General features: G+C 56.6%; 20 protein-coding genes. 6 read left to right on the top strand and 14 right to left on the bottom strand.

What is annotated here, in order from left to right; genetic code table 11:
• Positions 1–86 precede the first annotated feature (86 nt).
• Positions 87–599 carry a dihydrofolate reductase gene (locus tag ACZRJQ_RS09585; protein WP_463978123.1) on the top strand — a complete coding sequence of 171 codons (513 nt, stop codon included), beginning with the start codon at positions 87–89 and terminating at the stop codon, positions 597–599.
• Between the two features lie 81 nt (positions 600–680).
• Here ACZRJQ_RS09585 and ACZRJQ_RS09580 read toward each other — a convergent pair whose 3' ends face one another.
• The 4 genes from ACZRJQ_RS09580 to ACZRJQ_RS09565 form a co-directional block, all read right to left on the bottom strand.
• A complete protein-coding gene (locus tag ACZRJQ_RS09580; protein WP_463978122.1) occupies positions 681–2,072 on the bottom strand; it encodes an L-cystine transporter in 1,392 nt (463 codons plus the stop codon).
• 364 nt (positions 2,073–2,436) lie between these two features.
• Complete coding sequence (gene ilvD / locus ACZRJQ_RS09575; protein WP_463978121.1) at positions 2,437–4,284, bottom strand: dihydroxy-acid dehydratase; 1,848 nt, start codon at positions 4,282–4,284, stop codon at positions 2,437–2,439.
• Between the two features lie 249 nt (positions 4,285–4,533).
• Positions 4,534–5,658, bottom strand: coding sequence for an MFS transporter (locus ACZRJQ_RS09570; protein ID WP_463978120.1), 1,125 nt, complete (start codon positions 5,656–5,658; stop codon positions 4,534–4,536).
• Between the two features lie 73 nt (positions 5,659–5,731).
• On the bottom strand, positions 5,732–6,814 hold the full coding sequence (locus tag ACZRJQ_RS09565; protein ID WP_463978119.1) for a SagB/ThcOx family dehydrogenase: 1,083 nt from the start codon (positions 6,812–6,814) through the stop codon (positions 5,732–5,734).
• A gap of 392 nt (positions 6,815–7,206) precedes the next feature.
• Here ACZRJQ_RS09565 and ACZRJQ_RS09560 point away from each other — a divergent pair, with 392 nt between their 5' ends.
• Entirely contained in the window at positions 7,207–8,895 is a 1,689-nt protein-coding gene (locus ACZRJQ_RS09560) for a DUF4153 domain-containing protein (RefSeq protein WP_463978118.1), read from the top strand.
• Between the two features lie 143 nt (positions 8,896–9,038).
• On the opposite strand, the gene ACZRJQ_RS09555 is transcribed toward ACZRJQ_RS09560, so the two are convergent.
• Entirely contained in the window at positions 9,039–10,235 is a 1,197-nt protein-coding gene (locus ACZRJQ_RS09555) for a class I SAM-dependent rRNA methyltransferase (protein WP_463978117.1), read from the bottom strand.
• Between the two features lie 201 nt (positions 10,236–10,436).
• Here ACZRJQ_RS09555 and ACZRJQ_RS09550 point away from each other — a divergent pair, with 201 nt between their 5' ends.
• Complete coding sequence (locus ACZRJQ_RS09550) at positions 10,437–11,249, top strand: HDOD domain-containing protein (RefSeq protein WP_463978295.1); 813 nt, start codon at positions 10,437–10,439, stop codon at positions 11,247–11,249.
• 23 nt (positions 11,250–11,272) lie between these two features.
• A complete protein-coding gene (gene mutM, locus ACZRJQ_RS09545) occupies positions 11,273–12,085 on the top strand; it encodes a bifunctional DNA-formamidopyrimidine glycosylase/DNA-(apurinic or apyrimidinic site) lyase (protein WP_463978116.1) in 813 nt (270 codons plus the stop codon).
• Between the two features lie 92 nt (positions 12,086–12,177).
• Here the strand turns inward: mutM and ACZRJQ_RS09540 are convergent, their stop codons facing one another.
• From ACZRJQ_RS09540 to ACZRJQ_RS09520, 5 genes are all read right to left on the bottom strand, one after another.
• Complete coding sequence (locus ACZRJQ_RS09540; protein ID WP_004419756.1) at positions 12,178–12,429, bottom strand: YfhL family 4Fe-4S dicluster ferredoxin; 252 nt, start codon at positions 12,427–12,429, stop codon at positions 12,178–12,180.
• A gap of 99 nt (positions 12,430–12,528) precedes the next feature.
• Positions 12,529–13,011: a pantetheine-phosphate adenylyltransferase gene (gene coaD / locus ACZRJQ_RS09535; protein ID WP_463978115.1), complete on the bottom strand. Its 483-nt coding sequence runs from the start codon at positions 13,009–13,011 to the stop codon at positions 12,529–12,531.
• A gap of 115 nt (positions 13,012–13,126) precedes the next feature.
• On the bottom strand, positions 13,127–14,722 hold the full coding sequence (locus ACZRJQ_RS09530) for a GMC family oxidoreductase (protein ID WP_463978114.1): 1,596 nt from the start codon (positions 14,720–14,722) through the stop codon (positions 13,127–13,129).
• A 113-nt stretch (positions 14,723–14,835) separates the two neighbouring features.
• Positions 14,836–15,378 carry a twin-arginine translocation pathway signal protein gene (locus ACZRJQ_RS09525; protein ID WP_463978113.1) on the bottom strand — a complete coding sequence of 181 codons (543 nt, stop codon included), beginning with the start codon at positions 15,376–15,378 and terminating at the stop codon, positions 14,836–14,838.
• A gap of 45 nt (positions 15,379–15,423) precedes the next feature.
• Complete coding sequence (locus ACZRJQ_RS09520) at positions 15,424–16,854, bottom strand: coniferyl aldehyde dehydrogenase (protein ID WP_463978112.1); 1,431 nt, start codon at positions 16,852–16,854, stop codon at positions 15,424–15,426.
• A gap of 168 nt (positions 16,855–17,022) precedes the next feature.
• Here ACZRJQ_RS09520 and ACZRJQ_RS09515 point away from each other — a divergent pair, with 168 nt between their 5' ends.
• The gene (locus ACZRJQ_RS09515; RefSeq protein WP_463978111.1) at positions 17,023–17,691 is read left to right on the top strand and encodes a TetR/AcrR family transcriptional regulator; all 669 of its coding nucleotides are present in this window, start codon (positions 17,023–17,025) and stop codon (positions 17,689–17,691) included.
• A gap of 29 nt (positions 17,692–17,720) precedes the next feature.
• Positions 17,721–18,575 (top strand): sulfurtransferase, encoded by an 855-nt coding sequence (locus ACZRJQ_RS09510; protein ID WP_463978110.1) that lies wholly within the window; start codon positions 17,721–17,723, stop codon positions 18,573–18,575.
• A 9-nt stretch (positions 18,576–18,584) separates the two neighbouring features.
• On the opposite strand, the gene ACZRJQ_RS09505 is transcribed toward ACZRJQ_RS09510, so the two are convergent.
• The 4 genes from ACZRJQ_RS09505 to ACZRJQ_RS09490 form a co-directional block, all read right to left on the bottom strand.
• On the bottom strand, positions 18,585–19,433 hold the full coding sequence (locus tag ACZRJQ_RS09505; protein WP_463978109.1) for an AraC family transcriptional regulator: 849 nt from the start codon (positions 19,431–19,433) through the stop codon (positions 18,585–18,587).
• Positions 19,433–20,464, bottom strand: coding sequence for a hydrolase (locus ACZRJQ_RS09500; RefSeq protein ID WP_463978108.1), 1,032 nt, complete (start codon positions 20,462–20,464; stop codon positions 19,433–19,435). The genes ACZRJQ_RS09505 and ACZRJQ_RS09500 overlap by 1 nt, the downstream gene beginning before the upstream one ends.
• A 93-nt stretch (positions 20,465–20,557) precedes the next feature.
• Entirely contained in the window at positions 20,558–21,988 is a 1,431-nt protein-coding gene (locus ACZRJQ_RS09495; protein ID WP_463978107.1) for a M16 family metallopeptidase, read from the bottom strand.
• Positions 21,981–23,327 carry a M16 family metallopeptidase gene (locus ACZRJQ_RS09490; RefSeq protein WP_463978106.1) on the bottom strand — a complete coding sequence of 449 codons (1,347 nt, stop codon included), beginning with the start codon at positions 23,325–23,327 and terminating at the stop codon, positions 21,981–21,983. Before ACZRJQ_RS09490 ends, ACZRJQ_RS09495 begins: the two co-directional genes overlap by 8 nt.
• Between the last annotated feature and the right edge of the window lie 21 nt (positions 23,328–23,348).

Here is a 23,348-nt window from a genome sequence, read left to right as displayed (position 1 = left end):
AATCCATTCCAAGTGAGCGGTGAGCATAACCGCTGTACGTCGCACGGGGTACTGTCGGCGCGGGTGGCTCTGGTATCCTCGGCGCCATGAAAAAATCACTCCCCCTCAGCCTGATCGCAGCGCTCGGTGAAAACCGCGTGATCGGCGTCGACAACAGCATGCCGTGGCATTTGCCGGCGGATTTCAAATATTTCAAGGCCACCACCTTGGGCAAGCCGATCATCATGGGTCGCAAAACCTGGGATTCGCTGGGCCGTCCGTTGCCGGGGCGTTTGAACCTGGTGGTCAGTCGTCAGACCGATTTGCAGCTCGAAGGTGCCGAAGTGTTTGCCTCCCTTGAAGCGGCCGTTGAGCGCGCCGAAGTGTGGGCAAAAGAACAAGGCGTGAGCGAAGTGATGCTCATTGGTGGCGCGCAGCTATACACCCAAGGGCTGGCAGATGCCGACCGGTTGTACCTGACGCGAGTGGGCCTTAGCCCGCAAGGGGATGCGTGGTTTCCTGAGTTTGATCAGGCGCAGTGGAAGCTGGTGTCCAACGAGCCGCATGCGGCAGCAGATGACAAGCCAGCATTCAGCTTTGAGGTCTGGGAACGGGTGTAACACCCCGTGGGAGCGTCGAAGGCTGCGATCTTTTGACTTTTTAAAAGCTCGCAGCCTTCAGTGCCTATGCGGTTGTGTCCGTTAGGCGTGTGCCAAGTCACCATGATCGTCTTCAGCCAAAATGGCTTTGTCGGTCTGGTTCATGACTTGGCTGGTTACCGTACCGGCAACCATCGCGCCGCTGACGTTCAGCGCCGTACGGCCCATGTCGATCAAAGGTTCGACGGAAATCAGCAACGCCACCAGCGACACGGGCAAGCCCATCGCAGGCAGCACGATCAGCGCGGCAAAGGTCGCGCCGCCGCCAACGCCCGCTACACCTGCCGAACTCAAGGTCACAATCGCCACCAGCGTCGCGATCCACAGTGGGTCCAGTGGGTTGATGCCAACCGTTGGGGCAACCATCACCGCCAACATCGCTGGGTACAGGCCCGCGCAACCGTTTTGGCCAATGGTTGCACCAAACGAGGCGGCGAAACTGGCGATCGAACTTGGAATGCCCAAGCGACGGGTTTGCGCTTCGATGCTCAGCGGGATGCTGGCTGCGCTCGAACGGCTGGTGAAGGCGAAGGTCAGCACTGGCCATACCTTGCGGAAGAAGCGCAGCGGATTCACGCCCGACACCGACACAATCACCCCGTGAATCACGAACATCAGCGCCAGGCCGATGTAGGACACCACCACGAAACTGCCGAGTTTGATGATGTCTTGCAGGTTAGACATGGCGACCACTTTGGTCATCAAGGCCAGCACGCCGTAAGGGGTCAGCTTCATTACCAGTCGCACCAGACGCATCACCCAGGCTTGCAGGGTGTCGATGGCGTTCAGCACTTTGCTGCCTTTTTCTGGCTCGTCCTTGAACAGTTGCAGCGCGGCAACCCCCAGGAACGCAGCGAAAATGACCACGCTGATGATCGAGGTCGGTTTGGCGCGAGCCAAGTCAGCAAACGGGTTTTGCGGAATAAACGACAGCAGCAGCTGCGGCACATTCAGGTCAGACACCTTGCCCGCGTACTCGCTTTGGATAACCTGCAAGCGGCTCATTTCAGCTGCGCCAGCCACCAGACCATCGGCGGTCAGGCCGAACAAGTTGGTCAGGCCAATACCCACCAGCGCTGCAATCATGGTGGTGAACAGCAGCGTGCCGATGGTTAAAAAGCTGATCTTACCCAGCGATGAGGCGTTATGCAGACGCGCCACGGCGCTCAGGATCGAGGCAAAAACCAATGGAATGACGATCATTTGCAGCAGTTGCACATAGCCACTGCCGACCAGATCGAACCAGCCGATAGAGGTTTTCAGGGTTGGGCTTTCTGCGCCGTAGATCAGGTGCAGGCCAAGGCCGAAAACAACGCCCAGGACCAGCGCCAGCAGGACTTTTTTTGCCAGGCTCCACGCAGTGTGGCGGGTCAGCGACAGGCCGAACAGCAACGCGAGGAACACCAGCAGATTGAGGATCAGCGGGAAATTCATGAAAGCTCCGAGGGGCGACTTGTACCAGTCTTTGGGTGCAACAATTGCGAACCGGAAATGCTAACAGGTTGATATAGCTGGAAATATACCGTTCTGGAATGGAGACCTTCGCTTTTGGAATAAGCGGCAGGTACTTAAGGGAGCATAGCTGATGAATCTGAATGCGAATGGGCGGCCGAGCGGCTACAGGGGATACCCTTGATTTAAGGGCGCGGTAGGAACGAGCTTGCTCGCGAAGCACTGAAGGTGATCGCGCTCGTGCTGTGAATTCGTGGTTTTCGCGAGCAAGCGTACCCCTACCCGGATTTACAGCGGTTACAAAAATCCCGGCGCGAGGCCGGGATTTTTATTGGTGCGTGGTGGCTTACGGCACCAGTTTGTCCAACAGCGCTTTGTCACGCACAGCGCCTTTATCGGCGCTTGTTGCCAGCAAAGCGTAAGCCTTGAGAGCGGTGGTGACTTTACGTGGACGCACTTCTACCGGCTTCCAGCCTTTTTTGTCTTGCTCAGCGCGCCGTGCTGCCATTTCTTCATCGCTGATCAACAGGTTGATCGAGCGGTTTGGAATGTCGATCAGCACTTTGTCGCCGTCTTGCACCAGGCCAATCGCGCCACCGGCGGCGGCTTCTGGCGAAGCGTGACCAATGGACAGGCCCGAAGTACCACCCGAGAAGCGGCCATCGGTCAGCAAGGCACAGGCTTTGCCCAAGCCTTTGGATTTGAGGTAGGAAGTGGGGTAGAGCATCTCTTGCATGCCCGGCCCGCCTTTTGGGCCTTCGTAGCGAATGATCACGATGTCGCCAGCTTTAACTTCGTCAGCCAAGATGCCGCGCACGGCGCTGTCTTGGCTTTCGAAGATTTTGGCGTTGCCTTCAAACACGTGGATCGACTCATCGACGCCAGCGGTTTTGACCACGCAACCATCCAGCGCGATGTTGCCGTACAACACGGCCAGACCGCCTTCTTGCGAATAGGCGTGCTCGACGCTGCGGATGCAGCCGTTTTCGCGGTCGTCGTCCAGGGTTTCCCAGCGGGTCGACTGGCTGAACGCCGTTTGCGTCGGGATACCGGCCGGGCCTGCCTTGAAGAAGGTGTGTACCGCTTCGTCGTCAGTCTGGGTGATGTCCCACTTGGCAATGCCTTCGGCCAAGGTCTTGCTGTGCACAGTCGGCAGGTCGGTGTGCAACAAACCGCCACGGGCCAGCGAGCCGAGAATGGAGAAAATGCCGCCAGCGCGGTGCACATCTTCCATGTGGTACTTCTGAATATTCGGCGCCACTTTGCACAGCTGCGGTACGTGGCGTGACAGACGGTCGATGTCCTTGAGGTCGAAATCGATTTCGGCCTCTTGAGCGGCGGCCAGCAAGTGCAGGATGGTGTTGGTCGAACCGCCCATAGCGATGTCCAGCGTCATGGCGTTTTCGAACGCCTTGAAGTTGGCAATGTTGCGCGGCAATACCGACTCGTCGTTTTCGACGTAGTACTGACGGCACAGATCAACAATGGTGCGCCCTGCTTGCAGGAACAACTGCTCACGGTCGCTGTGGGTCGCCAGTGCCGAGCCGTTGCCCGGCAATGCCAGCCCCAGCGCTTCGGTCAGGCAGTTCATGGAGTTGGCAGTGAACATGCCAGAGCACGAACCGCACGTTGGGCAAGCGCTGCGCTCGTACTCGGCAACCTTCTCGTCAGAAGCGCTGGAGTCGGCGGCGATGACCATTGCGTCTACCAAGTCGAGACCGTGGCTGGCGAGCTTGGTTTTGCCCGCTTCCATTGGCCCGCCAGAGACGAAAATCACCGGAATGTTAAGGCGTAACGAGGCCATCAACATGCCAGGGGTGATTTTGTCGCAGTTGGAGATACACACAATGGCGTCGGCGCAATGGGCGTTGACCATGTACTCGACCGAGTCGGCGATGATCTCGCGACTTGGCAGCGAATACAGCATGCCGTCGTGGCCCATAGCAATGCCGTCATCAACGGCAATGGTGTTGAATTCTTTGGCAACGCCGCCAGCGCGTTCGATTTCGCGGGCAACCAGTTGGCCCATGTCCTTGAGGTGGACGTGGCCGGGTACGAACTGGGTAAAGGAGTTGGCAATGGCGATGATCGGCTTCTTGAAGTCGGCATCTTTCATCCCCGTGGCGCGCCACAAAGCGCGGGCACCGGCCATGTTGCGGCCGTGGGTGGAGGTTTTTGAACGATAGTCAGGCATGGAGCAACTCCGGGCGGCTAATCAGGTAACAAACAGGGAAGTGAGCTTCTAATCACTCGCGGACTACACAGAAAATGACCACGTGTCCGCTCGTTGCCGTAAACGTTGCGGGATCGCCGCGCGCTTGGGCCTGAGCTCATAAACCCGCCGGGGATGATTGGCGATGAATGCGTCGATTCTACACGGCTGGTGGCGGGAGGGAATGGCAGCGCAAGCTGCGAGTGTGCTCAGTGAATCTACAACCAGACGTTATTGAGTGATTCTGACGGTAATAGCCACACCCAGCAGGCTCAGGACAATGAAGCCAACGGCAATATTGAGCAGCAGAAAGGTTCCGGAATAAGCCAGTGCTGCGCTGCTGGCTGCTGCGGTGGCAAACATGAGGGTGTTGCCCGTGGAAGCGGCAGTGCCTGCCTTATCTGAAAACAATGACATGGCTGCTGAGATAGCGGCGGGTCTGACCAGTGTCACGCCCACCGCACTCAACGAAAAGGTACTTAGTAGGCTGGCGACCGACAGCCGATCACTGACCAGAATGAGTATGAGCAGTACGCCTGAAAAGGCGAGAACCAGTAGCCCAAGAATGATTTGGATTCGAGTGGGCAGGTGTTTTTGCAACTTGGCGGCCAGCATGCCTCCGAGAACGTAGGCAGCGCCGTAAAACATGAGTAGCCAAGCGTATTGATTGGGCGAGAGCTTGAGTTGGGCCATGAAAATTTGTGGCGTCACGCTGATTACCGCGAAATAGCAGGCAAAGGTCAGTGATGCGATTAGCCAGTACCCCATGAAGTCTCGATGGCTTATGAGGGTCAAAACGGTTTGCATTATGGATGGATGTGGAACGGGCCGTTGTGAGTGGCTATCCAGTGCCAGCTGTACGTGGAGAAAAATAACGGCGGCAATTAATCCAAATAGATAGAAGCTGGCGGGCCAATCAAAGTGATCTTGTAAAACCGAGCCTAGAAGTGGCGCGATTGCGATGAAAAAACCGCTAAGGGTTAGATAGAAATTGCGCACCTGGGCTCTTTGTTGCCTGGCAAACAAGTCTTCAACCAGTGCATGGCCCAGTACGAATAATCCACAGCCAACTGCTTGAACGCCGCGAAAGAACAGGAACTGGGCATAGCTGTTTGACAGCGCACAGCCCAAAGCTCCGAGCAATGAGAGGGCAAGGGTGGCGAGTAGCAGAGGTTTACGGCCCCACCTGTCTGACAGTGGCCCGACCAGCAGCTGTGAAACCGAGAACACTAATGTAAACACGCTGATGGATAAGGTGATGTCTGCTATCGGAACGTTAAAGCGTTGTGCAAGTGCGGAAAATGAGGGCAACAACACATTAATTGGGAAAACACTGAGCAACGCGATGCCACTCATCAAAAGGTAGCTGGACACCCGTTGGCGCAGTGTGTGGGTGGCTGCAGGCTGAGGAGCCAATGTCATACATCGCTCAACGCGGGGCTAAGAGCTGATTCAGCTCTTCACAGAATGCGGCTCCGGTGCTGTGGCCGCCGCCTGTGAACAGCAGCACTTGTTCCTCCATTGCGTTGATGTTCAAGACTTTTTCAACCTGTGAGTCGTTCATAGCAGCAGATAGCCAAGTACTGAAACCCAGTGCGGTTGCAGTGAGCTGGAACGTTTGTGAGAGGTGCCCTGCTTCAAGCAAGGCCGCACGATAGGCGCGGGAATGTTCATACTTCCACCACAGTTTGTCGAAGCGGCTCGTAATAAACACGCCAAATGCCAAGTTGCCTATAAAGTGTTGTCCCTGCATGAGTGTACCCAGCGAAGTATTTATTTTTTGGATGAACCGAACAGCATGCAAGGCAGAATGGTAATAATAAATCCCTGGGTTTAATGTCCTGATGTTGTAAGCATATAAATAAGCTTCGCAGCTATTTAGCCCTCCCGCTGAAGGACTGCTGCGCCGAGGTGCTAAATGTTTGGGTGTGAGGGGGGATATATCCTCCTGGCGCTCCTTAAGATAGCCGAATGATAAATACAATAATGTGCTGATATCTTCCAGTGAGACACTTTTGCGCAGAAACTCCCGGCAGGTTTTACGTTTTATCAGGGCCGCGGTAAAGCTGTGATCAGTAACAAGCTTGGAATTAGGTAGCGGAGGTGGCAGAGACAGCATGTTTTCGGTCGATATAGCGGCAAATCGATGGGGCGCAGGAAAGGGGCGACTCATAGCGTTATCGCAGTGCATCAGGTATTTATGCGCCCATTGCTGTGTGTTATGTGGCTGCTGTTCCGTTACCAGATCCTTGGTGCCTACGTGGAAAATTCTGGACAGGATATCCCAGCCCCAGTGCTCAGCGTCATCCTGTGCGAGCTGGATCAGGCCGGTGCTGAACAGTGTGTGGTCAAGCGGGTTATGGGTATTGAATAACGAAATGTCATCAATCAGTGTCCATAAACGTGAGGCGTGGTCCCGGTCTATTTCAAATTGCTCGTGGGTTTTATAGTTCCAGATAATTAAGGCGGGTGGTTTGATCAGAATGAATACGTTTGGGTTAATGCGCATCATACGATCTCTCCCTGTAAGGGTTGGTTTAAATAACACCCCAACCCTCATTAGCTATTTTTGCATTATTGGCGTATTCCGATCATTGCAAAGGTGATCGGCTCTTTTGATTCAAGTATGATGGTTTTCATTGTGAGCACTCCTGCACGATATATTTTTATAAATCCCACTTTTTAATTAAGTGGTATTTTGAGCGTAGTTTTATGAGGGGCATAGTTCAACATGAGTTTGTGTAGGCTTGGTCTCGACGTTGTGAAAGATTGATCCTGCAATGCAGGTATATATTAGGTTCTTGCGGGGATCGTTAATTGGGTCGTAGATAAGTGTGCGATTCGCTGTGCGCGACTTTGTACTAGACTGGCGCTTCTGAAAAATATCGTTATAAGGAATTATCGATGCTAACCCTCAACCGATCCATCAAGGTGTGTCTGGCCATTGGGCTGGTGCAGGGTGTGTTGCTTTGGCTGGCCAGTGTCACGGCTCAGTCGGGTGTGAAGTTTGCGTTAGTCACCGCAGTGTTGGTGGGCGGTATCAATCTGTTGTTGCTGGGTGACAATGTGCGGCAGCGCGGCACCGGTTGGTGGGTGCTGGGTTTGACTGCGGTGATGACTGCAATCAGTGCTTGGGTGTTTTGGGAGGACGATGAGGTCTGGCGCTCAAGCCGTTGGCTGGTTGGCAGTTGGAGCGGTTTGTCAGTGGTGGTTGCTTACGTCTGCACGGCTTTTATTCTGAGTTGGCCGACCCGGGAAGGGCGTTATCCGCGCTACGAAGATTTGTTCAGGCATGCCTGGGATACGGTGTTTATCGTGTTGCTGGGGTTACTGCTTAACGGGGTGTTTTGGGCGCTGATGCTGTTGTGGGGCAGCTTGTTCAAGATGCTCGGGATTGTGGCGCTCAATCAGCTGTTTGCAACTGACGGGTTTATTTACATCAGTTCGGCGATGGTGTTTGCGCTGGGCTTGCACATGGGGCGGGATAACGACCGAATTATCGGAATGTTGCGTGGGATTTTGCTCACGCTGTGCCGCTTTTTGCTGCCTTTGGCGTCGATGATCGCGATTGTGTTCACCTTCGCGTTGCCGTTCACCGGGCTGCAGCCGATTTGGGACACCGGCTATTCCACGCCGATTATGTTGTGTCTGGTGGCGGTCAATTTGTTCCTGCTTAACGGCGTGTTTCAGGACGGTGAGCATGGCAGTGGTTACCCGACTTGGCTGGTGCGCATGGTCGATCTGTGCCTGTTGTGCTTAGTGGTATTGGTGCTGCTGGCCGGTTACTCGACCTGGTTGCGCATTGAGCAATACGGCCTGACGCCGAGCCGTTTGCTGGCGATGCTGCTGGCGTTGGTGATGCTGGCGCACAGCGTCGCCGCCGTTTGGGCGATGGCCGCCCCGCAGCGCCAATGGCTATGGAGCCTGCGTGTCAGTAATCCGCTCATTGCGTTGGTGAGTGTGGCTGTGGTGTTGGCCCTGTATACGCCTTGGTTCAATCCATTGCAGCTGAGCGCCAGTAATCAGGTGCAGCGCGTGCTTGGCGGTAAGGCCGAGGTTGATACTTTTGATGCGTACACGTTGCGCTATGACTTGGGCCCGCCCGGCAAGCGTGCGTATGACGCGTTGTTGGCGCAACTTGAGCAGGGTCAGGTGTTGTCGGAGCCGACACGGCAAGCGTTGTTGGAGCGTCTAAAGCAAGTGGAAGCGGGCAAGGGGCAGCGCAAGCCGAGTGAGCGGCTGCTGGAATGGATAGGCCCCAGGGTTGAAGGTGCTGACCAGTTTGATGTGCCGGGGATTGGCGGTCAGCCGTGTTTGTATCCGGGCTGCGCGATGTGGGCCGTGGATCTGGATCAAGACGGCAGCAGTGAAGTGCTGCAACTGCCTAAGCAGCAGTGGTCTGAGCCGCTGTACTTTTTCAAGCGCGACACCCAAGGTAATTGGCAACGAGCCGGTACTTATGAAGGGGGCGACAGCCCGCTGGAGCTGATTGAGAAGATCCGCGAAGGCAAGGTGACGGTGATCAAACCCCGTTATCAGTCGTTACTGATTGACGGGCAAGAGTTGAGCCCAAAACTGGATCGCCTACCTTGATGCAACACGCGTAGCCGCTGGCGAAGGCTGCGTCCGGCGGCGTAGCCGTCGTTGAGTCTGAGGGTGCGGGTAATTCGCACTCTCAGAACTTACGATCGCTTCGTAATCGGACGCAGCCTGTCGGCAGCGGCTACAGGTTTTGCTTAGCTGTTTGGTAGCAAACGGCAGGTGATGCTTTTGATATAGCGGGTTTCAGCGATGGCCGGGTGAACCGGGTGATCCGGGCCTTGGCCGCCACGTTCCAGCAGCTGGATGTTGCGATCCAGATGGCGGGCGCTGGTCAGCAGAATGTTTTGCAGGTCGTCTTCTGGCAGGTGCATCGAGCACGATGCGCTGACCAGAATGCCGTCCTTGGTGAGCAGACGCATGGCTTGCTCGTTCAGGCGGCGGTACGCGCCTTCGCCGTTTTTCAGGTCTTTTTTACGTTTGATGAAGGCTGGCGGATCCGCCACGATCACGTCAAAACGCTCTTCGTTGGCTTTTAGTTCTTTGAGGGCTTCGAATACATCGCCTTCCATGCAGGTAACTTTTTCGGCAAAACCGTTCAGCGCGGCGTTACGCTCAACACCGTCCAGTGCGAACGACGAAGCGTCAACACAGGTGACTTCGCTGGCGCCGAAAGCCGCAGCCTGAACACCCCAGCCGCCGATGTAGCTGAACAGGTCCAAAACCTTCTTGCCTTTGACGTAAGGGGCCAAGCGGGCGCGGTTCATACGGTGGTCGTAGAACCAGCCGGTCTTCTGGCCGGCCATGACAGGTGCTTCGAACTTCACGCCGTTCTCTTCCAGTGCAACCCACTCAGGCACCAGGCCGAAGACGGTTTCGACATAACGCTCAAGGCCTTCAGCGTCGCGAGCGGCCGAGTCGTTTTTGAACAAGATGCCGCGTGGCTTGAGCACTTGCACCAGTGCGGCGATCACGTCGTCTTTGTGCTGTTCCATGGTCGCGGAAGCCAGTTGCACCACCAAAATGTCGCCGAAACGGTCAACGACCAAACCCGGCAACAAATCGGAATCGCCGTACACCAAACGGTAATAAGGCTTGTCGAACAGGCGCTCACGCAGAGACAGCGCCATGTTCAGACGATGCACCAGCAGCGACTTGTCCAATGGCAGCTTGATGTCGCGCGACAGCAAGCGTGCGCAGATCAGGTTGTTCGGGCTCATTGCCACGATGCCCAGCGGTTTGCCGCCGGCTGTTTCGAGCACGGCCTGGTCGCCGGCCTTGAAGCCGTTAAGGGGGGTGGTGGCTACATCAATTTCGTTGCTGTAGACCCACAAGTGGCCGGCGCGCAGGCGTCGATCGGCATTGGCTTTAAGGCGCAGGCTTGGCAGGGACATGACGTCGCTCCGGGTATTGAAAAGGGCGCGATTATAGCCTTAGACGCGACCTTGAGGCGTGGCTGATTCGTCGCATTGCGTCGGATTACGTGCCCAATGGTGCTGAAAATTCCGTTAGAATCGCCAGCTATTCCAGAGTGTGTCGTCATGCCCCCAGAGCTTTCATCCGAACAGATCAGCCAAGCGCTGCAAGGCATTAGCGTGCCGCCTCAACCGCAAATCATGGTGGATTTGCAGATGGAGCAGTACATGCCCGATCCGGATCTGGAAGTGATCGCGCGCTTGATCGCCCAAGACCCCGGTTTGTCAGGGGCGTTGATGAAAATCGTCAACTCGCCGTATTACGGGTTAACCAACAAAATTGCCTCTATTCAGCGGGCCGTCACGCTGTTGGGCAGCCGCACCATTATCAACTTGATCAACGCGCAATCGATCAAGGGCGAGATGTGCGATGAGACCATCGTGACCCTCAACCGTTTTTGGGACACCGCCCAAGACGTGGCCATGACCAGCATGACGCTGGCCAAACGCACGGGTTCGCAGGCGGTTGATGAGGCCTATGCCCTGGGGTTGTTCCACGATTGCGGCATTCCGCTGATGCTCCAGCGCTTCCCCAATTACATCAGTGTGCTGGAACAGGCTTACGCCGCCGCAGGCCCCGGCAGCCGGGTGGTTGACACCGAAAACAAACACTTCAACACCAACCATGCGGTGGTCGGTTATTACACGGCCAAGTCTTGGCGTCTGCCCGAGCACCTGACCCACGCAATCGCCAATCACCACAACGCGCTGGCGATTTTCAGCGACGAGACCACGCGCAACAGCCAATTGAAAAACCTGCTGGCGATTCTCAAGATGGCCGAACACATTTGTGCTTCACACAAAGTGTTGGGCAACCAGCGCGCAGACCATGAGTGGAACAGCATCAGTCACTTGGTGCTCGACTACATTGGCCTGTCCGAATACGACTTTGAGAACCTTAAAGAAAGCATCCGCGAATTGGGTGCTCACTAGGTTTTCCCCCGCAGGAGCCTTGCATGCCTGAATTACCTGAAGTTGAAACTACGCGCCGTGGCATCGCCCCGCATTTGGAAGGGCAGCGTGTCAGCCGGGTAATTGTGCGCGAGCGACGCTTGCGTTGGCCGATCCCTGAAGACCTGGACGTGCGCCTTTCGGGGCAGAAGATTGTGCTGGTCGAGCGGCGCGCCAAGTATCTGTTGATCAATGCTGAAGTCGGCACCCTGATTAGCCACTTGGGCATGTCGGGGAATTTGCGGCTCGTGGAGGCCGGGTTGCCAGCGGCCAAACACGAGCACGTGGACATCGAGCTGGAATCGGGGCTGGCCTTGCGCTACACCGACCCCCGGCGTTTTGGCGCAATGCTGTGGAGCCATGACCCGCTCAACCATGAATTGCTGATACGGCTCGGGCCAGAGCCGCTGACTGACTTGTTTGATGGTGAGCGATTGTTTCAACTGTCGCGCAAACGTTCGATGGCGGTTAAGCCGTTCATCATGGACAACGCGGTGGTGGTGGGCGTCGGCAATATTTATGCGACTGAAGCATTGTTTGCAGCGGGCATTGATCCGCGCCGCGAAGCCAAGAGCATTTCACGGGCGCGGTATTTGAAGCTGGCAATCGAGATCAAACGAATTCTGGCCGCTGCCATTGAGCGAGGCGGTACTACCTTGCGCGACTTTATTGGCGGGGATGGCCAGCCGGGGTACTTCCAGCAAGAGCTGTTTGTGTACGGGCGGGGTTATGAGCCGTGCAAAGTTTGCGGCACTGAACTGCGTGACATGAAACTAGGCCAACGCGCCAGTGTGTTCTGCCCGCGCTGCCAGACCTGACCCAAGCGTTTGAGCAACAAAGACCAAAAGATCGCAGCCTGCGCCACCGCCCCCACAGATAAAACGTAGGAGCTGGCGTAGCCTGCGATTTTTTAGGCTTTACCGGTAATCGCTTTGTACTTGGCCATCAGTTGTTCTTCGGTTTCCGGGTGGGCTTCATCCAGTGGGATGCAGTCAACCGGACACACTTGCTGGCATTGCGGCTCATCGTAATGGCCCACGCACTGTGTACACAGATTGGGGTCAATCACGTAGATCTCTTCGCCCTGGGAAATAGCAGCGTTCGGACACTCGGGTTCGCAGACGTCGCAGTTGATGCAATCGTCGGTGATGATCAGGGACATGGGTACTCCTGCCGGGGCGGTCGGCCCGGGCAACTGAAATCGAATGCGGCAATTGTGCCGCATTGGCGCCCGCAGTGCACGCGGGCGCCGCTTCAGCGGTTACTGCTTGCGAAAGCGCTCGGTCAGAGCATCAGCAACGACTGGATGCACGAACTTGCTGATATCGCCGCCTAATGCTGCGATTTCACGCACCAATGTCGACGATATGAACGAATAACGCTCAGACGGTGTGAGGAACAAACTTTCGACATCGGGTGCCAATTGACGATTCATGTTCGCCAACTGGAACTCGTATTCGAAGTCCGACACCGCTCGCAGGCCGCGTAGAAATACATTGGCATTCTGTTCTTTGGCAAAGTGCGCGAGCAGCGTCGAGAAGCCGACCACTTCAACATTGGGCAGATGCTTGGTGACTTCGCGAGCCAGCTCAACGCGCTGTTCCAGAGGGAATAGCGGGTTTTTCTTGGTGCTGGCAGCGACGGCGATGATCACGTGATCGAACAAGCGCGAAGCGCGTTCGACCAGGTCGCCATGGCCCTTGGTAATAGGGTCGAATGTACCTGGGTACAACACTCGGTTCATCGCGTCGTCCTGGCGGGAATCCGTTGGGGAGTCGGATGGTATCGCAGCATTCCCGGTCGGCCAAGTCGCCATTCGCAGAAGAAAGCACTATAGACGTAGCAAGTTAAGTCGTTTTTCATGATTTTTTCAGGCGTTCGGCCAGTGCCGTGGCGAGTTTGGCGGTGAGCCCATACACCGACAATTGCGGGTTGGCACCAATGCTGGTGGGGAATAAAGAGCCGTCATGGATTGATACATTACTCAATTGATGATGGCGGCCCAGGCTATCGGTGACGGCCATTTCGGCATTTTCGCCCATTGCGCAACCGCCCATGACGTGGGCACTGGCCAAGCGGGTTTGATACAACTCAAGGCGCAAATTGTCGATTCGATCACGGGTTTCACCCAAGGTGCGCATGTACCGGGCATCGCTGTGCAGCGGCATTACAGCTGAGGCGCCTGCTGCAAATTGAATCTCGGCCATGCTGTGGAACGCACGCTTGAGGGCTTCCCAGCCATAAGGCGTGAGGCTGTAGTCGAGCACCGGAGTGCCATCACTGCGCAATTCGACACTGCCGCCGGGGCTGTGCGGATGAAAACCGTCACGCATCAATGCCAGCATCATGTGGGTGTTGGGCAACTGCGACATCACTTGCGCACTGTTTTCGCCAAAGCGCGCAAACAAGGTAGCAGCCAGCGCCGGGTGTAAGGGGGGGACTTCAAGTTTGTAGCCCATTGGCCCGGTAGTGCCGTCTTTCCACTGAAAGTGGTCGGAGTAAATGGACTGCGGAGCACCATAAAACGGGTTGATAACGGTAGGAAATAGCCCTGCCGAGAAGTTAACCAGATGCAGGAACGTGCGCTTGCCGAGCCGCTTGTGCGGGTCGGGTGCGTTAGAGCGCAACAACAAGCCGGGCGTATTGATACCGCCGCCCGCCAGCACGTAATGCCGGGCCTTGACCTTGATCGTCCGACCATTGGGCACGACGCAGCGGCTGTCCATGCCTTGGCATTCGAGCCCGGTGACCTGGCCGCCACTGATCAACAAGCGTTGTGCCCGTGCCAAATACAGCAGCTCGCCGCCTTTTTCGAGGGTGGCGGGAATGGTGGTCACCAGCATTGATTGCTTGGCGTTGGTCGGGCAGCCCATGCCGCAATAGCCCAGGTTCCAGCAGCCGCGCACATTGCGCGGGATCACATGCCAGCTGTACCCGAGCTTTTCGCAGCCCGTGCGGATCACCTCGTTATTGGCATTGGGCGGCACAAGCCACGGCGCAATGCCGAGGCGTTGTTCCATGCGCTCAAACCAAGGTGCCATTTGCTCAGTGCTGTGGCCTGCCACATCATGCTCGCGAGCCCAGTGTTCAAGGGTCTGCGCTGGCGTGCGGAAGCTGGAAGTCCAGTTGACCAGTGTTGTACCGCCCACCGCCCGGCCTTGCAGAATACTGATGGCGCCGTCTTTGCTCATGCGCCCAACGCCTTCCTGATACAGGCTGGTGTAAGCCTCGCCTTCCAGCAGCTTGAAGTCGCTACTGGTTTTGAGTGGCCCTTCTTCGATCAACAAAACCTTGAGGCCCGCCGCGCTGAGGATTTCAGCCGTGGTGCCACCTCCCGCGCCGCTGCCGATGATGGCGACGTCCGCTTCAAGGGTCAGATCATGCTCCAGTTGTGAGCCATCATAGGTTTTCCAACCTCGGGCCAAGCCTTCACGGAATGGGTCGGGTACGGGCATGTGCGATTTCCATGAGCAAAATTATTATTGTTGGGCCAGCGGTGATGTGTAATCGCCGTCGTGAAATCCGATGTCGTGACGTGTCAGGTGTATCGTGCGCTCTGAATGGCGTTTTATATCTTTGGCGGGCCGGGATACCCGCAATGAGCCCATAACTCCGGCCTTTCGTAGCCACTCATCATCACCAGTTGGGTGAGCGAGCCATGCCCCATACGCAGCAGGCTCAGGCTGCTGTTTTGCCAGCGATCGAGAAACTGCCCAACTTGCTCGGGGCTGGCGGTTTCCCAGCGTCCCCAAATGCCCGTTAACGGGCCTCGTGTGACAGGCATGGCCAGCACGTCGAACAGTTGTTGAGTCAGCTTCAGCAGTTCGGGCGACAGGTGATTGAGGTTGTCGTCCAGCCTGTGCAGGGTCGCATCCGCTGCGCTTGGCATGGCCGCCTCGGTGACACTGGCGCTGAGCATCACGGGGATCAGCGTGCGCAAAAAGGGCAAATCACTGCTGCGTAAAACAGCAAAGCCCTGCGCTTTATCGCTGGACGAGCACCCGCTCAAGCTGGCGCCTAACCCCACAGTGGCCAGTAACGCACTGGCGCATAGGCCGATTTTTAGAGCACCACGACGCGACAGCAGTGTTTCAACGCAAGGATCAGGCATGGGCAAGGCTCACCGGCTGACAGCAAAGAATGGTTGGCGTAGTGATTAGCGAATAAACAGTTTTTGGATCAAACGCACCAGCGTCCGCCCATAGGGCGGGTAGGCCAATGCCGAGCTGTTCAAACGCTGCTTGATCAATACACTTTTAGCTTTGCTGAAGGTCAAAAAGCCTTCATGGCCGTGGTAATGGCCCATGCCCGAATGACCGACTCCGCCAAAGGGCATGTCTTCGACACCCACGTGTTGGAGTGTTTCGTTGATGCACACGCCACCCGAATGAGTGTTATGTATGACCCGCTGCTGTTCAGCCTTGTTGTAACCGAAGTAATAGAGCGCTAAAGGACGTGCCCTGTCATTGATATAGGCCAGCGCTTGATCCAGATCGGAGTAGACCACGATGGGTAGCAGCGGGCCGAAAATCTCTTCTTGCATCACCTGCATGTCGTCGCTCACATCCACTAGCAAGGTGTGCGGCATGCGGCGCCCTTGGCCTTGGTCGTACAACGCAATTGCCCGCGCGCCTTTGTCGACGGCATCGCTCTGCAAGCCTTCAAGCCGTGCCACTTGACGTTCGCTGATGATGGCGGTGTAGTCCGGGTTGTCGATCAGGGTTGGATAAAACCCGTGGACGGCCTGACGATAAGCCTCAACAAAACCCTCGACCCGGTTTTGCGGCACTAGCACGTAGTCTGGGGCAATACAGGTTTGGCCCGCGTTCAGCGTCTTGCCCCAGGCAATGCGTTGGGCCGCGTCTTTGAGCGGCACATCGGCTGACACGATCGCGGGTGATTTACCGCCTAACTCCAGCGTCACGGGGGTCAGGTTGTCGGCGGCGGCGCGCATCACGAGCTTGCCAACGTGGGTGGAGCCGGTGAATAACAAGTGATCAAACGCCAGACCGGAAAAGGCCACCGCCACATCGGCTTCGCCCAGCACCACGGCCACCCTGTCTTCGGGGAAGATACGCTCCAGTAAATCCTTGAGCAGGCGCCCTGTGGCCGGGGTGAACTCGCTGAGTTTGAGCATTACCCGATTGCCCGCGGCCAGCGCACCAATCAATGGGCCTATTGCCAGAAACACCGGGTAGTTCCACGGCACGATGACCCCGACCACGCCCAATGGCTGGTAAATCACTTTGGCACTGGCTGGCTGAAACACTGCACCGACCCGGCGTGGCGAAGGTTTCATCCAGTGTTTTAGGTGTTTGAGGGTGTAATCAATGCTGTGCAGGCTGGGCATTAACTCGGCAAACAGAGTTTCGTCGGGGCTGCGGTGGCTAAAGTCCTGGCTGATGGCGTCGATTAATACCTCACGCTCCTGACTTAAAAGCTGACGTAAGGCCTTGAGCCACAGTTGGCGCTGCGCAAGCGTAGGAGAGGGATGAGCGGCGTAAGCCTTGCGCTGTGCCTCGAACAGGGCGCTGAGATCGCCCGACGCGTGTGCGTTGGCGTGATGAGGGGCGTGGTCGATAGACATGGTTCGCTCCAGGAGGGCGTGGACTCTTTTTATAGGTTTTTTTTGGAGCTGGATCGTTTCTAGAGCTATTGCTCTATGTTGTCAATCAGGGGGCCGAATTGCAGAGTATTTATTGCTCCGGGGTTTAGGTCGTAAGATGCCTCTCGTTATTAATTTAAGCTCAAGCCCATGGCCATCCGAATAAAAACCAGCCAGCGGATTGTTAACAGCAGTCTGGAATTGTTTAACCAGCTAGGCGAGCGCAGTGTCAGCACCAATCACATTGCGGCCCACATGGAGATCTCTCCGGGCAATCTGTATTACCACTTCCCCAACAAGCAAGCGATCATCTCGGTACTGTTCAACGAATATGAAGCGCTGGTAATGAGCTTCTTGCGCCTGCCCGAAGGCCGTGCCCCGGATGTGGCAGACAAGCGGTTTTACTTGCAACAGCTACTGGACGCGATGTGGCGCTACCGTTTTTTGTACCGCGACATTGAGCACTTGTTGCACAGCGACAGTGAGCTGGCGATTCGTTATCGTCGTTTTTCCCAAAACTGCCTGGCCCAAGCCCAAGCGATCTATGCCGGGTTTGTCGAGGCGGGTGTGTTGAACATGACGCCGTTGCAAATCGAGTCGCTGACCTTGAATGCGTGGATCATTCTGACTTCGTGGGTCAGCTTTCTGTGCACCACCCGTGAGAACAGCGACCAGCTCAGTGAGCAGGCCATTAAGCGCGGGGTGTATCAACTGCTGGTGCTGGAGTCTGGTTTTGTCACGGATCAGGCCCGCGAAGCAGTCGATGAGTTAATCAAGGACTACTACGTGCCTCTGGAAGACGCGATGCACGTTCACTAACTGCCTTTCATCCCTCTCAGGAGTTCACTATGCCCGTTGCGCAACTGATCAGCCCGCAAGCCCTGCATGAACGTATGGAGCAGCCCGGTCTGGTAATTCTGGACTGTCGTTTTGCTCTGGAAGACCCGGACTATGGCCGATGCAGCTATGCCGAAGGCCACATTGCAGGCGCGCACTTTGCTGACCTTGAGCGTGATTTGAGCGGGCCAGTGGTTAAAGGCGTGACAGGGCGTCATCCCTTGCCTGACCCGCACACGCTGCTTGAGCGCTTGCGCACATGGGGCATTAACGCTGACAGCGATGTGGTGGTGTACGACGACGGCCCGGGTGCTTTCGCCGCCCGTGCATGGTGGTTGTTAGCTTGGCTGGGTAAGCGCGACGGCGTGTTTGTGTTGGACGGCGGCCTCAAGGCTTGGCATGGCGCGGGTTACCCGCTGAGCCTGGATGCGAGCGTTGCGCAGCACGGGACTTTCAAGGGCCAACCTGACAACCATTTGCTGCTGAGCGCCGAGCAGTTGCAAAAGCGCTTGGGCGACCCTGGTTTGACCCTGATTGACGCTCGCGCTCAGCCGCGCTTTCGTGGCGAGGTTGAGCCTATTGACCCGGTTGCAGGTCATATTCCGGGGGCGCAATGTGCCGCATTCAGCGCCAACCTCGACAGCGATGGGCGTTTTTTGCCTGCCGAGCAGCTTAAGCAGCGTTTCGCCGAGCAACTCAAGGGGCGCTCACCTGATGAGCTGGTGGCGTATTGTGGTTCTGGGGTCACGGCATGCCACAACTTGTTCGCCTTGAGCCTGGCGGGTTACCCGTTGGGCAAGCTCTATGCGGGCTCCTGGAGCGAGTGGATTAACGACCCGGCACGCGGTGTGGCCACGGGAGATTAAGCCGGGCGCTTATCGGGGCAACAACAGGCTGTTGGCGCTGGCCGCTCGATACGCGGCAGGGCCAACGCCATACACTTTTTTGAACTGCCGACTCAGGTGGCTTTGATCGGCAAAGCCCAGTTGCGTGGCTACCTGTAGCGGTAGGCAGCCTTTTTGCAGTAACGCCCGCGCATGGGCGATGCGTTGTTGCATCAACCACGTGTGCGGCGGCATCCCCGTTGCTCGCTGAAACACTCGCGCAAAATGGAACGGTGACACATTGACCGCCGCTGCCAACTCTTCCAGTGAGGGCGGTTCTGCCAGTCGGGCTTGGAGCAGTTCTTTGGCTTGGCTGACTGCGCGGTGTTCAACGCCGGGCTTTGCGGGTGCCGGCAGGCGGGCGTGCCGATTCAGCAAGGCCAGCATCACCTGCCGCCACGCAGTTTGCTGATGCAACGCCGACGCCGGGCCTTCAAGTAACTGGTGCAATTGGCACAAGCCATTGAACAAGTCAGGGTCATGCAACAGTGTTTCGTTGAATGTTGGCAAGTGGGTGTTGGGCAGCCCGAGCTCTTCGAGCAAGCGCTGCATCTGTGCGTTATCAGGGTAAAACGCCCGGTAACGCCAGCCGGCATCATGGCCTTTGTGGCCGTTGTGAACTTCATCCGGGTTAATCAAAACCAGTGTGCCGCTGGCAGCCAGGTGCTCTGCGCCTCGATAACGATAGCGTTGAGCCCCCGACATGATCATGCCGATGACAAAACCATCATGTACGTGGGGCACAAAGCGGTGCTCGATGTATCGCGCCGTCAGCAGCTCGACGCCCGTGAGCGGCGGCGCTTGCCAGAAACGGATGGATTCACCTTGCTCGCCGTTCATTACGTGCGCTCGGCCCGCACACTTGCCAGCCACTGCGGGATACGCTGTTCAAGGTAATACCTCGGCGTTTTCAGCGACCCGCCAACGAACCCCACATGCCCACCTTGTGTATGCAGCTCAAGCTGCGTGCTGGCCGACAGTTCGTGGTTTTCGGGGATGCTGTGGCGAAACACAAACGGGTCGTCTTCGGCCTGAATGATCAAAGTGGGGGTATCAATAGCGCCGAGAAAGTAGCGGCTGGAGGCGCGGCGGTAATAGTCGTTGACGCTCAAGTAACCATTGAGCGGGGCCGTGACCTTGTCGTCGAACTCCCAAAAAGTGCGCATCTTGGCCAAGGTTTTTATGGCGCCGAGCTTGGCCAGTGTCGCCAGGCCTTCATGCCTGGAATCGTGCTGAAACTGGCGCTGCTTGTCTTTGAGGTAGGCCAGCATCTGGCGCATGAAATGGGCCTGATACACCTTGGAAAAGCCCTGACCAATGCGGTCGGCGCATTGGTCCAGCCGAAACGGCACCGACACCGCGACAGCGCCTTGCAGGCCACTGTCGGCCCCGGACTCGCCCAAATACTTGAGCAGCACATTGCCCCCCAGCGAATAACCCACGGCATAAAGCGGCGCCAACGGGTGCTTGGCGCGTAAATGCGCCACAGCAGCGGCCATGTCTTCGCTGGCCCCCGAGTGGTAGCTGCGGGCCAGCAAGTTGGGTTCGCCAGAACAACCGCGCCAGTTAACCGCAACACTGGTCCAGCCTTGGGCTGCGAGTGCCTTTTGCTGGCCCAGCACATAATGCGAACCCGAGGAGCCGGTCAGGCCATGTAAAACCAGCACCACTGGGCTGTAGGCCGTGGGTGTGCCGTGCCAGTCCAGATCCAAAAAGTCGCCATCATCGAGCCATATCCGCTCACGTTGATGCTCAATCACAGGCTTGGTGCGCCACAGCGGCCCCCAGAGCGTTTGCATATGGGGGTTGCTGAGACCGAATGCGGGCGTGAACGGTTGAAGCGTTGTGGCGTGGTTAGTTGAGCAGGGCACTTAGATTCTCATCGGGTGACTGATACGGCGCGGTGCGTAAGTTGCCATAACCAGAGCGCATGCCCAAGTGTTTGCAACGTGACGGCGGGCTGTTCAAAGGTTTGCTCGGCAACTGTGTTCGGCTAACACTTCAGGCGCCATCGTGACAGGCAACGGCAATTGCTCGGCGTTTGGCCCGGCCGTCACGCTAACCCAGCCTTGGGCACTGTAGTGACGCTGCATGGCCGCTTTTACCTGAGCGCTCGTGAGTTTTTCGATTTGTTGTGCCTTGTAAGTGAAATCCAGAGGCTGGTTGAAACGGCTCATCAGTGATATTTCTTCAAGCATGCTCTTATTGCTGACTGTGTACTGAGGTTGCGCACGCATGACGTACTGTTTGACCTCTTCTAACGCCTTGTCAGTTGGCCCTTGTTCCAGAAACTGAGCAAATCGAGCCTTGATGTAGGCCATTGAACTGAGGCTGTACTGGGACGGTGTATTGAGATCAATGACCCAAGGCGTCAGGCCTTGGGCGTGTGAAACATTCGAGAGCACGCCATAGGTAACGCTGTGCTTCTCGCGCAGTTGCGCATTCAGCATCAGGCTGAAAATCAGATGCCCCACGCGGGTGGTGAGCGCATCAGGATGCTGATTGGGCAGAGCGGCTTGAGCCAGCACCAGCAAACTTTGGGTCGAATCATTCTCGACGTGCAGCGTCTTGCCTGAGGCCTTTGGCCCGGCAAGTAGCTGAGGAAGCGCCAGCGCCGGCCCTGAAGGCAAGGCATCGGCCAGCGCTTGGCTGAGGGTTTGCGCTTGTTCTGCGGTGAGATCGCCGACGATGACTATCTGTGCGTTTGTAGCGGTGTAGGCGCGGCGGTAAAAAGCCCGTAATTGCGCCTCATCAATACGCTCTAAGCTGTCGACGGAGCCATACATCGAATGTGCAATCGGTTGGTCTGGATACAGTTCGTTGTAGATCAGCGTCAGTGCGTGAGATTTTGGAGCATCTTGCTCCAGTTGCAATTGGGTAATGAGCTCACTTTTAACCCGCCTTATGGCGTCTGCGCTAATGCCCGGTTGAGCGAGCATTTCGGTGAACAACTGCAATGCGGGCTGTAAAACATCAGGGGTGCTCAAGCTGCGCAGGCTCAGGTGGCTTTGTTCTCGGTCGATATCGTTATGCTGCTCCACGCCAAGGCGGTCAAACCCTGTTGCCAATGAAGTGGCGTCCCTGAGGGCGGTGCCTTCATTGAACAGGCTTAGCATCATCGCGGCGATCCCGGGTGAATCGCCATCTTGCTGACTGCCCGCGGCAAAGCTGACCTTCACGTCGATCATCGGCAAGGCGTGGTTTTCAACAAACAGCACTTTAGTGTTTTGTTTGAGCTTCCAAGCGGTGATTTTGGGCGAGGCTTGGGGGCTTGTGGGCTCAGACAGTTCATTCAGTGATTGCAGGCGGGCGGTGGAAGCAGGGGCGTGTTGTGCCCAAACGTGCTGGGTGCCAGCCAATAATGTGAACAACAGGGCGACTATGTACTTAGTCATGGCGAGTCTCCTTGGCAACTAAGTAGCCTGTGGTGAGTCGGTCTCGGTTGAGGAACGTTTGGGCCGTGTGCTGAATGTCTTCGGGGGTGATGGTTTTCAGTAGCGCTACCCATTGTTCGTCTTGCTCTAAGGGCAACCCTGCGATAGCCAGTTTGCCTAAATGGAAGGCGAGTGTTTCTAGGTCGTCACGGCTAAAAATATGCTGGGCAATGATTCTTGTGCGCGCCCGATCAAGGTCTTCGATCGAGGGAGGTGTTTTTTTCAGTGTTTCGATCTCGGCCACAATCCGGTCTTTCATCTGGCTCAGAGAGGTCGTTTTTTTAACATTGAGCATGCCTGCAATGATGAATAACTCATCGCCACGCTTGATGCCGTCGTAATGGGTCGTTGCCCCGATCAGAAGCTCGCTCCCACGCACTAACTTGGACTTGAGCACTGAGCTGTTACCGCCGCCCAGTAGCTCGCTCAGCAGTTTAAGTGCGGGCGCTGTGCGTGGGTCGGTTTGCGTGCTAAGGCTCGGGACGTTGAACGCCATGTTCAACATCGGGATTTGATGGTTGATGCGCTGAGTAACAGAGCGCTCGCCAGGGGTGGGTAATTCGAGCGGGATTTTGACCACGGGTAACTCGCGCCGGGCGATCGGGCCAAAGTAGCGCTGGGCTAAGGTTCTGACTTGCTCAACGCCAATTGCACCGGTCACAACCAGCGTGGCGTTGTTGGGTGCATACCAATTGCGATACCACTGTTGCAGCTCTGTGACGTGCATGCGCTCAAGGTCGTGCATCCACCCAATCAGCGAACTGCCGGAAGCGCTGGCCGGGAAGGCGATGCGGCGCGAGATTTCGAGCGCACGTTGGTTGGGTGTGTTGTCGACGGTTTCACTGCGTTCATTTTTGATCACTTCGCGCTCCGCCACCCAGTGGGTGTCGGTCAGGTGCGCGGTGTTCATCTGGTCGGCCATCACCTCTAGCGCGACACCCAAGGCTTGAGGCGGCAAAGTTTGGTAGAAGATGGTGGCGTCATACAACGTGGCGGCATTGTCTATTGCGCCCAGCCCCCGGTAAATCTGCTCTGACTCCCCTGCGCACAGCTTGCTGCTGCCGTGGAAAAGCATGTGTTCAAGGGCGTGTGAAAGCCCGGATTGGCCCGGCGGTTCGTAGCTTGCGCCAACGTGATACCAAAGCTGCGAGTTGACCACGGCGGCACGATGGTCTTCGTGAACGATGACTTTGAGGCCGTTATCCAGCGTGAATTGATGAGTGGCAGGGGGGCTGTCGGCGAATGCCAACAACGGCTGCATCATAAGGCCGAGTGCGACCCCGGCGAGGGAGTGGTTCATGGTGAGTGTCCTGACGGTTAA

This window comes from Pseudomonas sp. E315, from assembly GCF_055406205.1.
This window is presented reverse-complemented; position numbering and strand designations above follow the sequence as displayed.

Excerpts from the sequence above, each read along its gene's own strand:
- ACZRJQ_RS09585 (WP_463978123.1), top strand. The coding sequence starts at position 87 with ATGAAAAAATCACTCCCCCTCAGCCTGATCGCAGCGCTCGGTGAAAAC.
- ACZRJQ_RS09580 (WP_463978122.1), bottom strand. The coding sequence starts at position 2,072 with ATGAATTTCCCGCTGATCCTCAATCTGCTGGTGTTCCTCGCGTTGCTG.
- ilvD (WP_463978121.1), bottom strand. The coding sequence starts at position 4,284 with ATGCCTGACTATCGTTCAAAAACCTCCACCCACGGCCGCAACATGGCC.
- ACZRJQ_RS09570 (WP_463978120.1), bottom strand. The coding sequence starts at position 5,658 with ATGAGTGGCATCGCGTTGCTCAGTGTTTTCCCAATTAATGTGTTGTTG.
- ACZRJQ_RS09565 (WP_463978119.1), bottom strand. The coding sequence starts at position 6,814 with ATGATGCGCATTAACCCAAACGTATTCATTCTGATCAAACCACCCGCC.
- ACZRJQ_RS09560 (WP_463978118.1), top strand. The coding sequence starts at position 7,207 with ATGCTAACCCTCAACCGATCCATCAAGGTGTGTCTGGCCATTGGGCTG.
- ACZRJQ_RS09555 (WP_463978117.1), bottom strand. The coding sequence starts at position 10,235 with ATGTCCCTGCCAAGCCTGCGCCTTAAAGCCAATGCCGATCGACGCCTG.
- mutM (WP_463978116.1), top strand. The coding sequence starts at position 11,273 with ATGCCTGAATTACCTGAAGTTGAAACTACGCGCCGTGGCATCGCCCCG.
- ACZRJQ_RS09540 (WP_004419756.1), bottom strand. The coding sequence starts at position 12,429 with ATGTCCCTGATCATCACCGACGATTGCATCAACTGCGACGTCTGCGAA.
- coaD (WP_463978115.1), bottom strand. The coding sequence starts at position 13,011 with ATGAACCGAGTGTTGTACCCAGGTACATTCGACCCTATTACCAAGGGC.
- ACZRJQ_RS09530 (WP_463978114.1), bottom strand. The coding sequence starts at position 14,722 with ATGCCCGTACCCGACCCATTCCGTGAAGGCTTGGCCCGAGGTTGGAAA.
- ACZRJQ_RS09525 (WP_463978113.1), bottom strand. The coding sequence starts at position 15,378 with ATGCCTGATCCTTGCGTTGAAACACTGCTGTCGCGTCGTGGTGCTCTA.
- ACZRJQ_RS09520 (WP_463978112.1), bottom strand. The coding sequence starts at position 16,854 with ATGTCTATCGACCACGCCCCTCATCACGCCAACGCACACGCGTCGGGC.
- ACZRJQ_RS09515 (WP_463978111.1), top strand. The coding sequence starts at position 17,023 with ATGGCCATCCGAATAAAAACCAGCCAGCGGATTGTTAACAGCAGTCTG.
- ACZRJQ_RS09510 (WP_463978110.1), top strand. The coding sequence starts at position 17,721 with ATGCCCGTTGCGCAACTGATCAGCCCGCAAGCCCTGCATGAACGTATG.
- ACZRJQ_RS09505 (WP_463978109.1), bottom strand. The coding sequence starts at position 19,433 with ATGAACGGCGAGCAAGGTGAATCCATCCGTTTCTGGCAAGCGCCGCCG.
- ACZRJQ_RS09495 (WP_463978107.1), bottom strand. The coding sequence starts at position 21,988 with ATGACTAAGTACATAGTCGCCCTGTTGTTCACATTATTGGCTGGCACC.
- ACZRJQ_RS09490 (WP_463978106.1), bottom strand. The coding sequence starts at position 23,327 with ATGAACCACTCCCTCGCCGGGGTCGCACTCGGCCTTATGATGCAGCCG.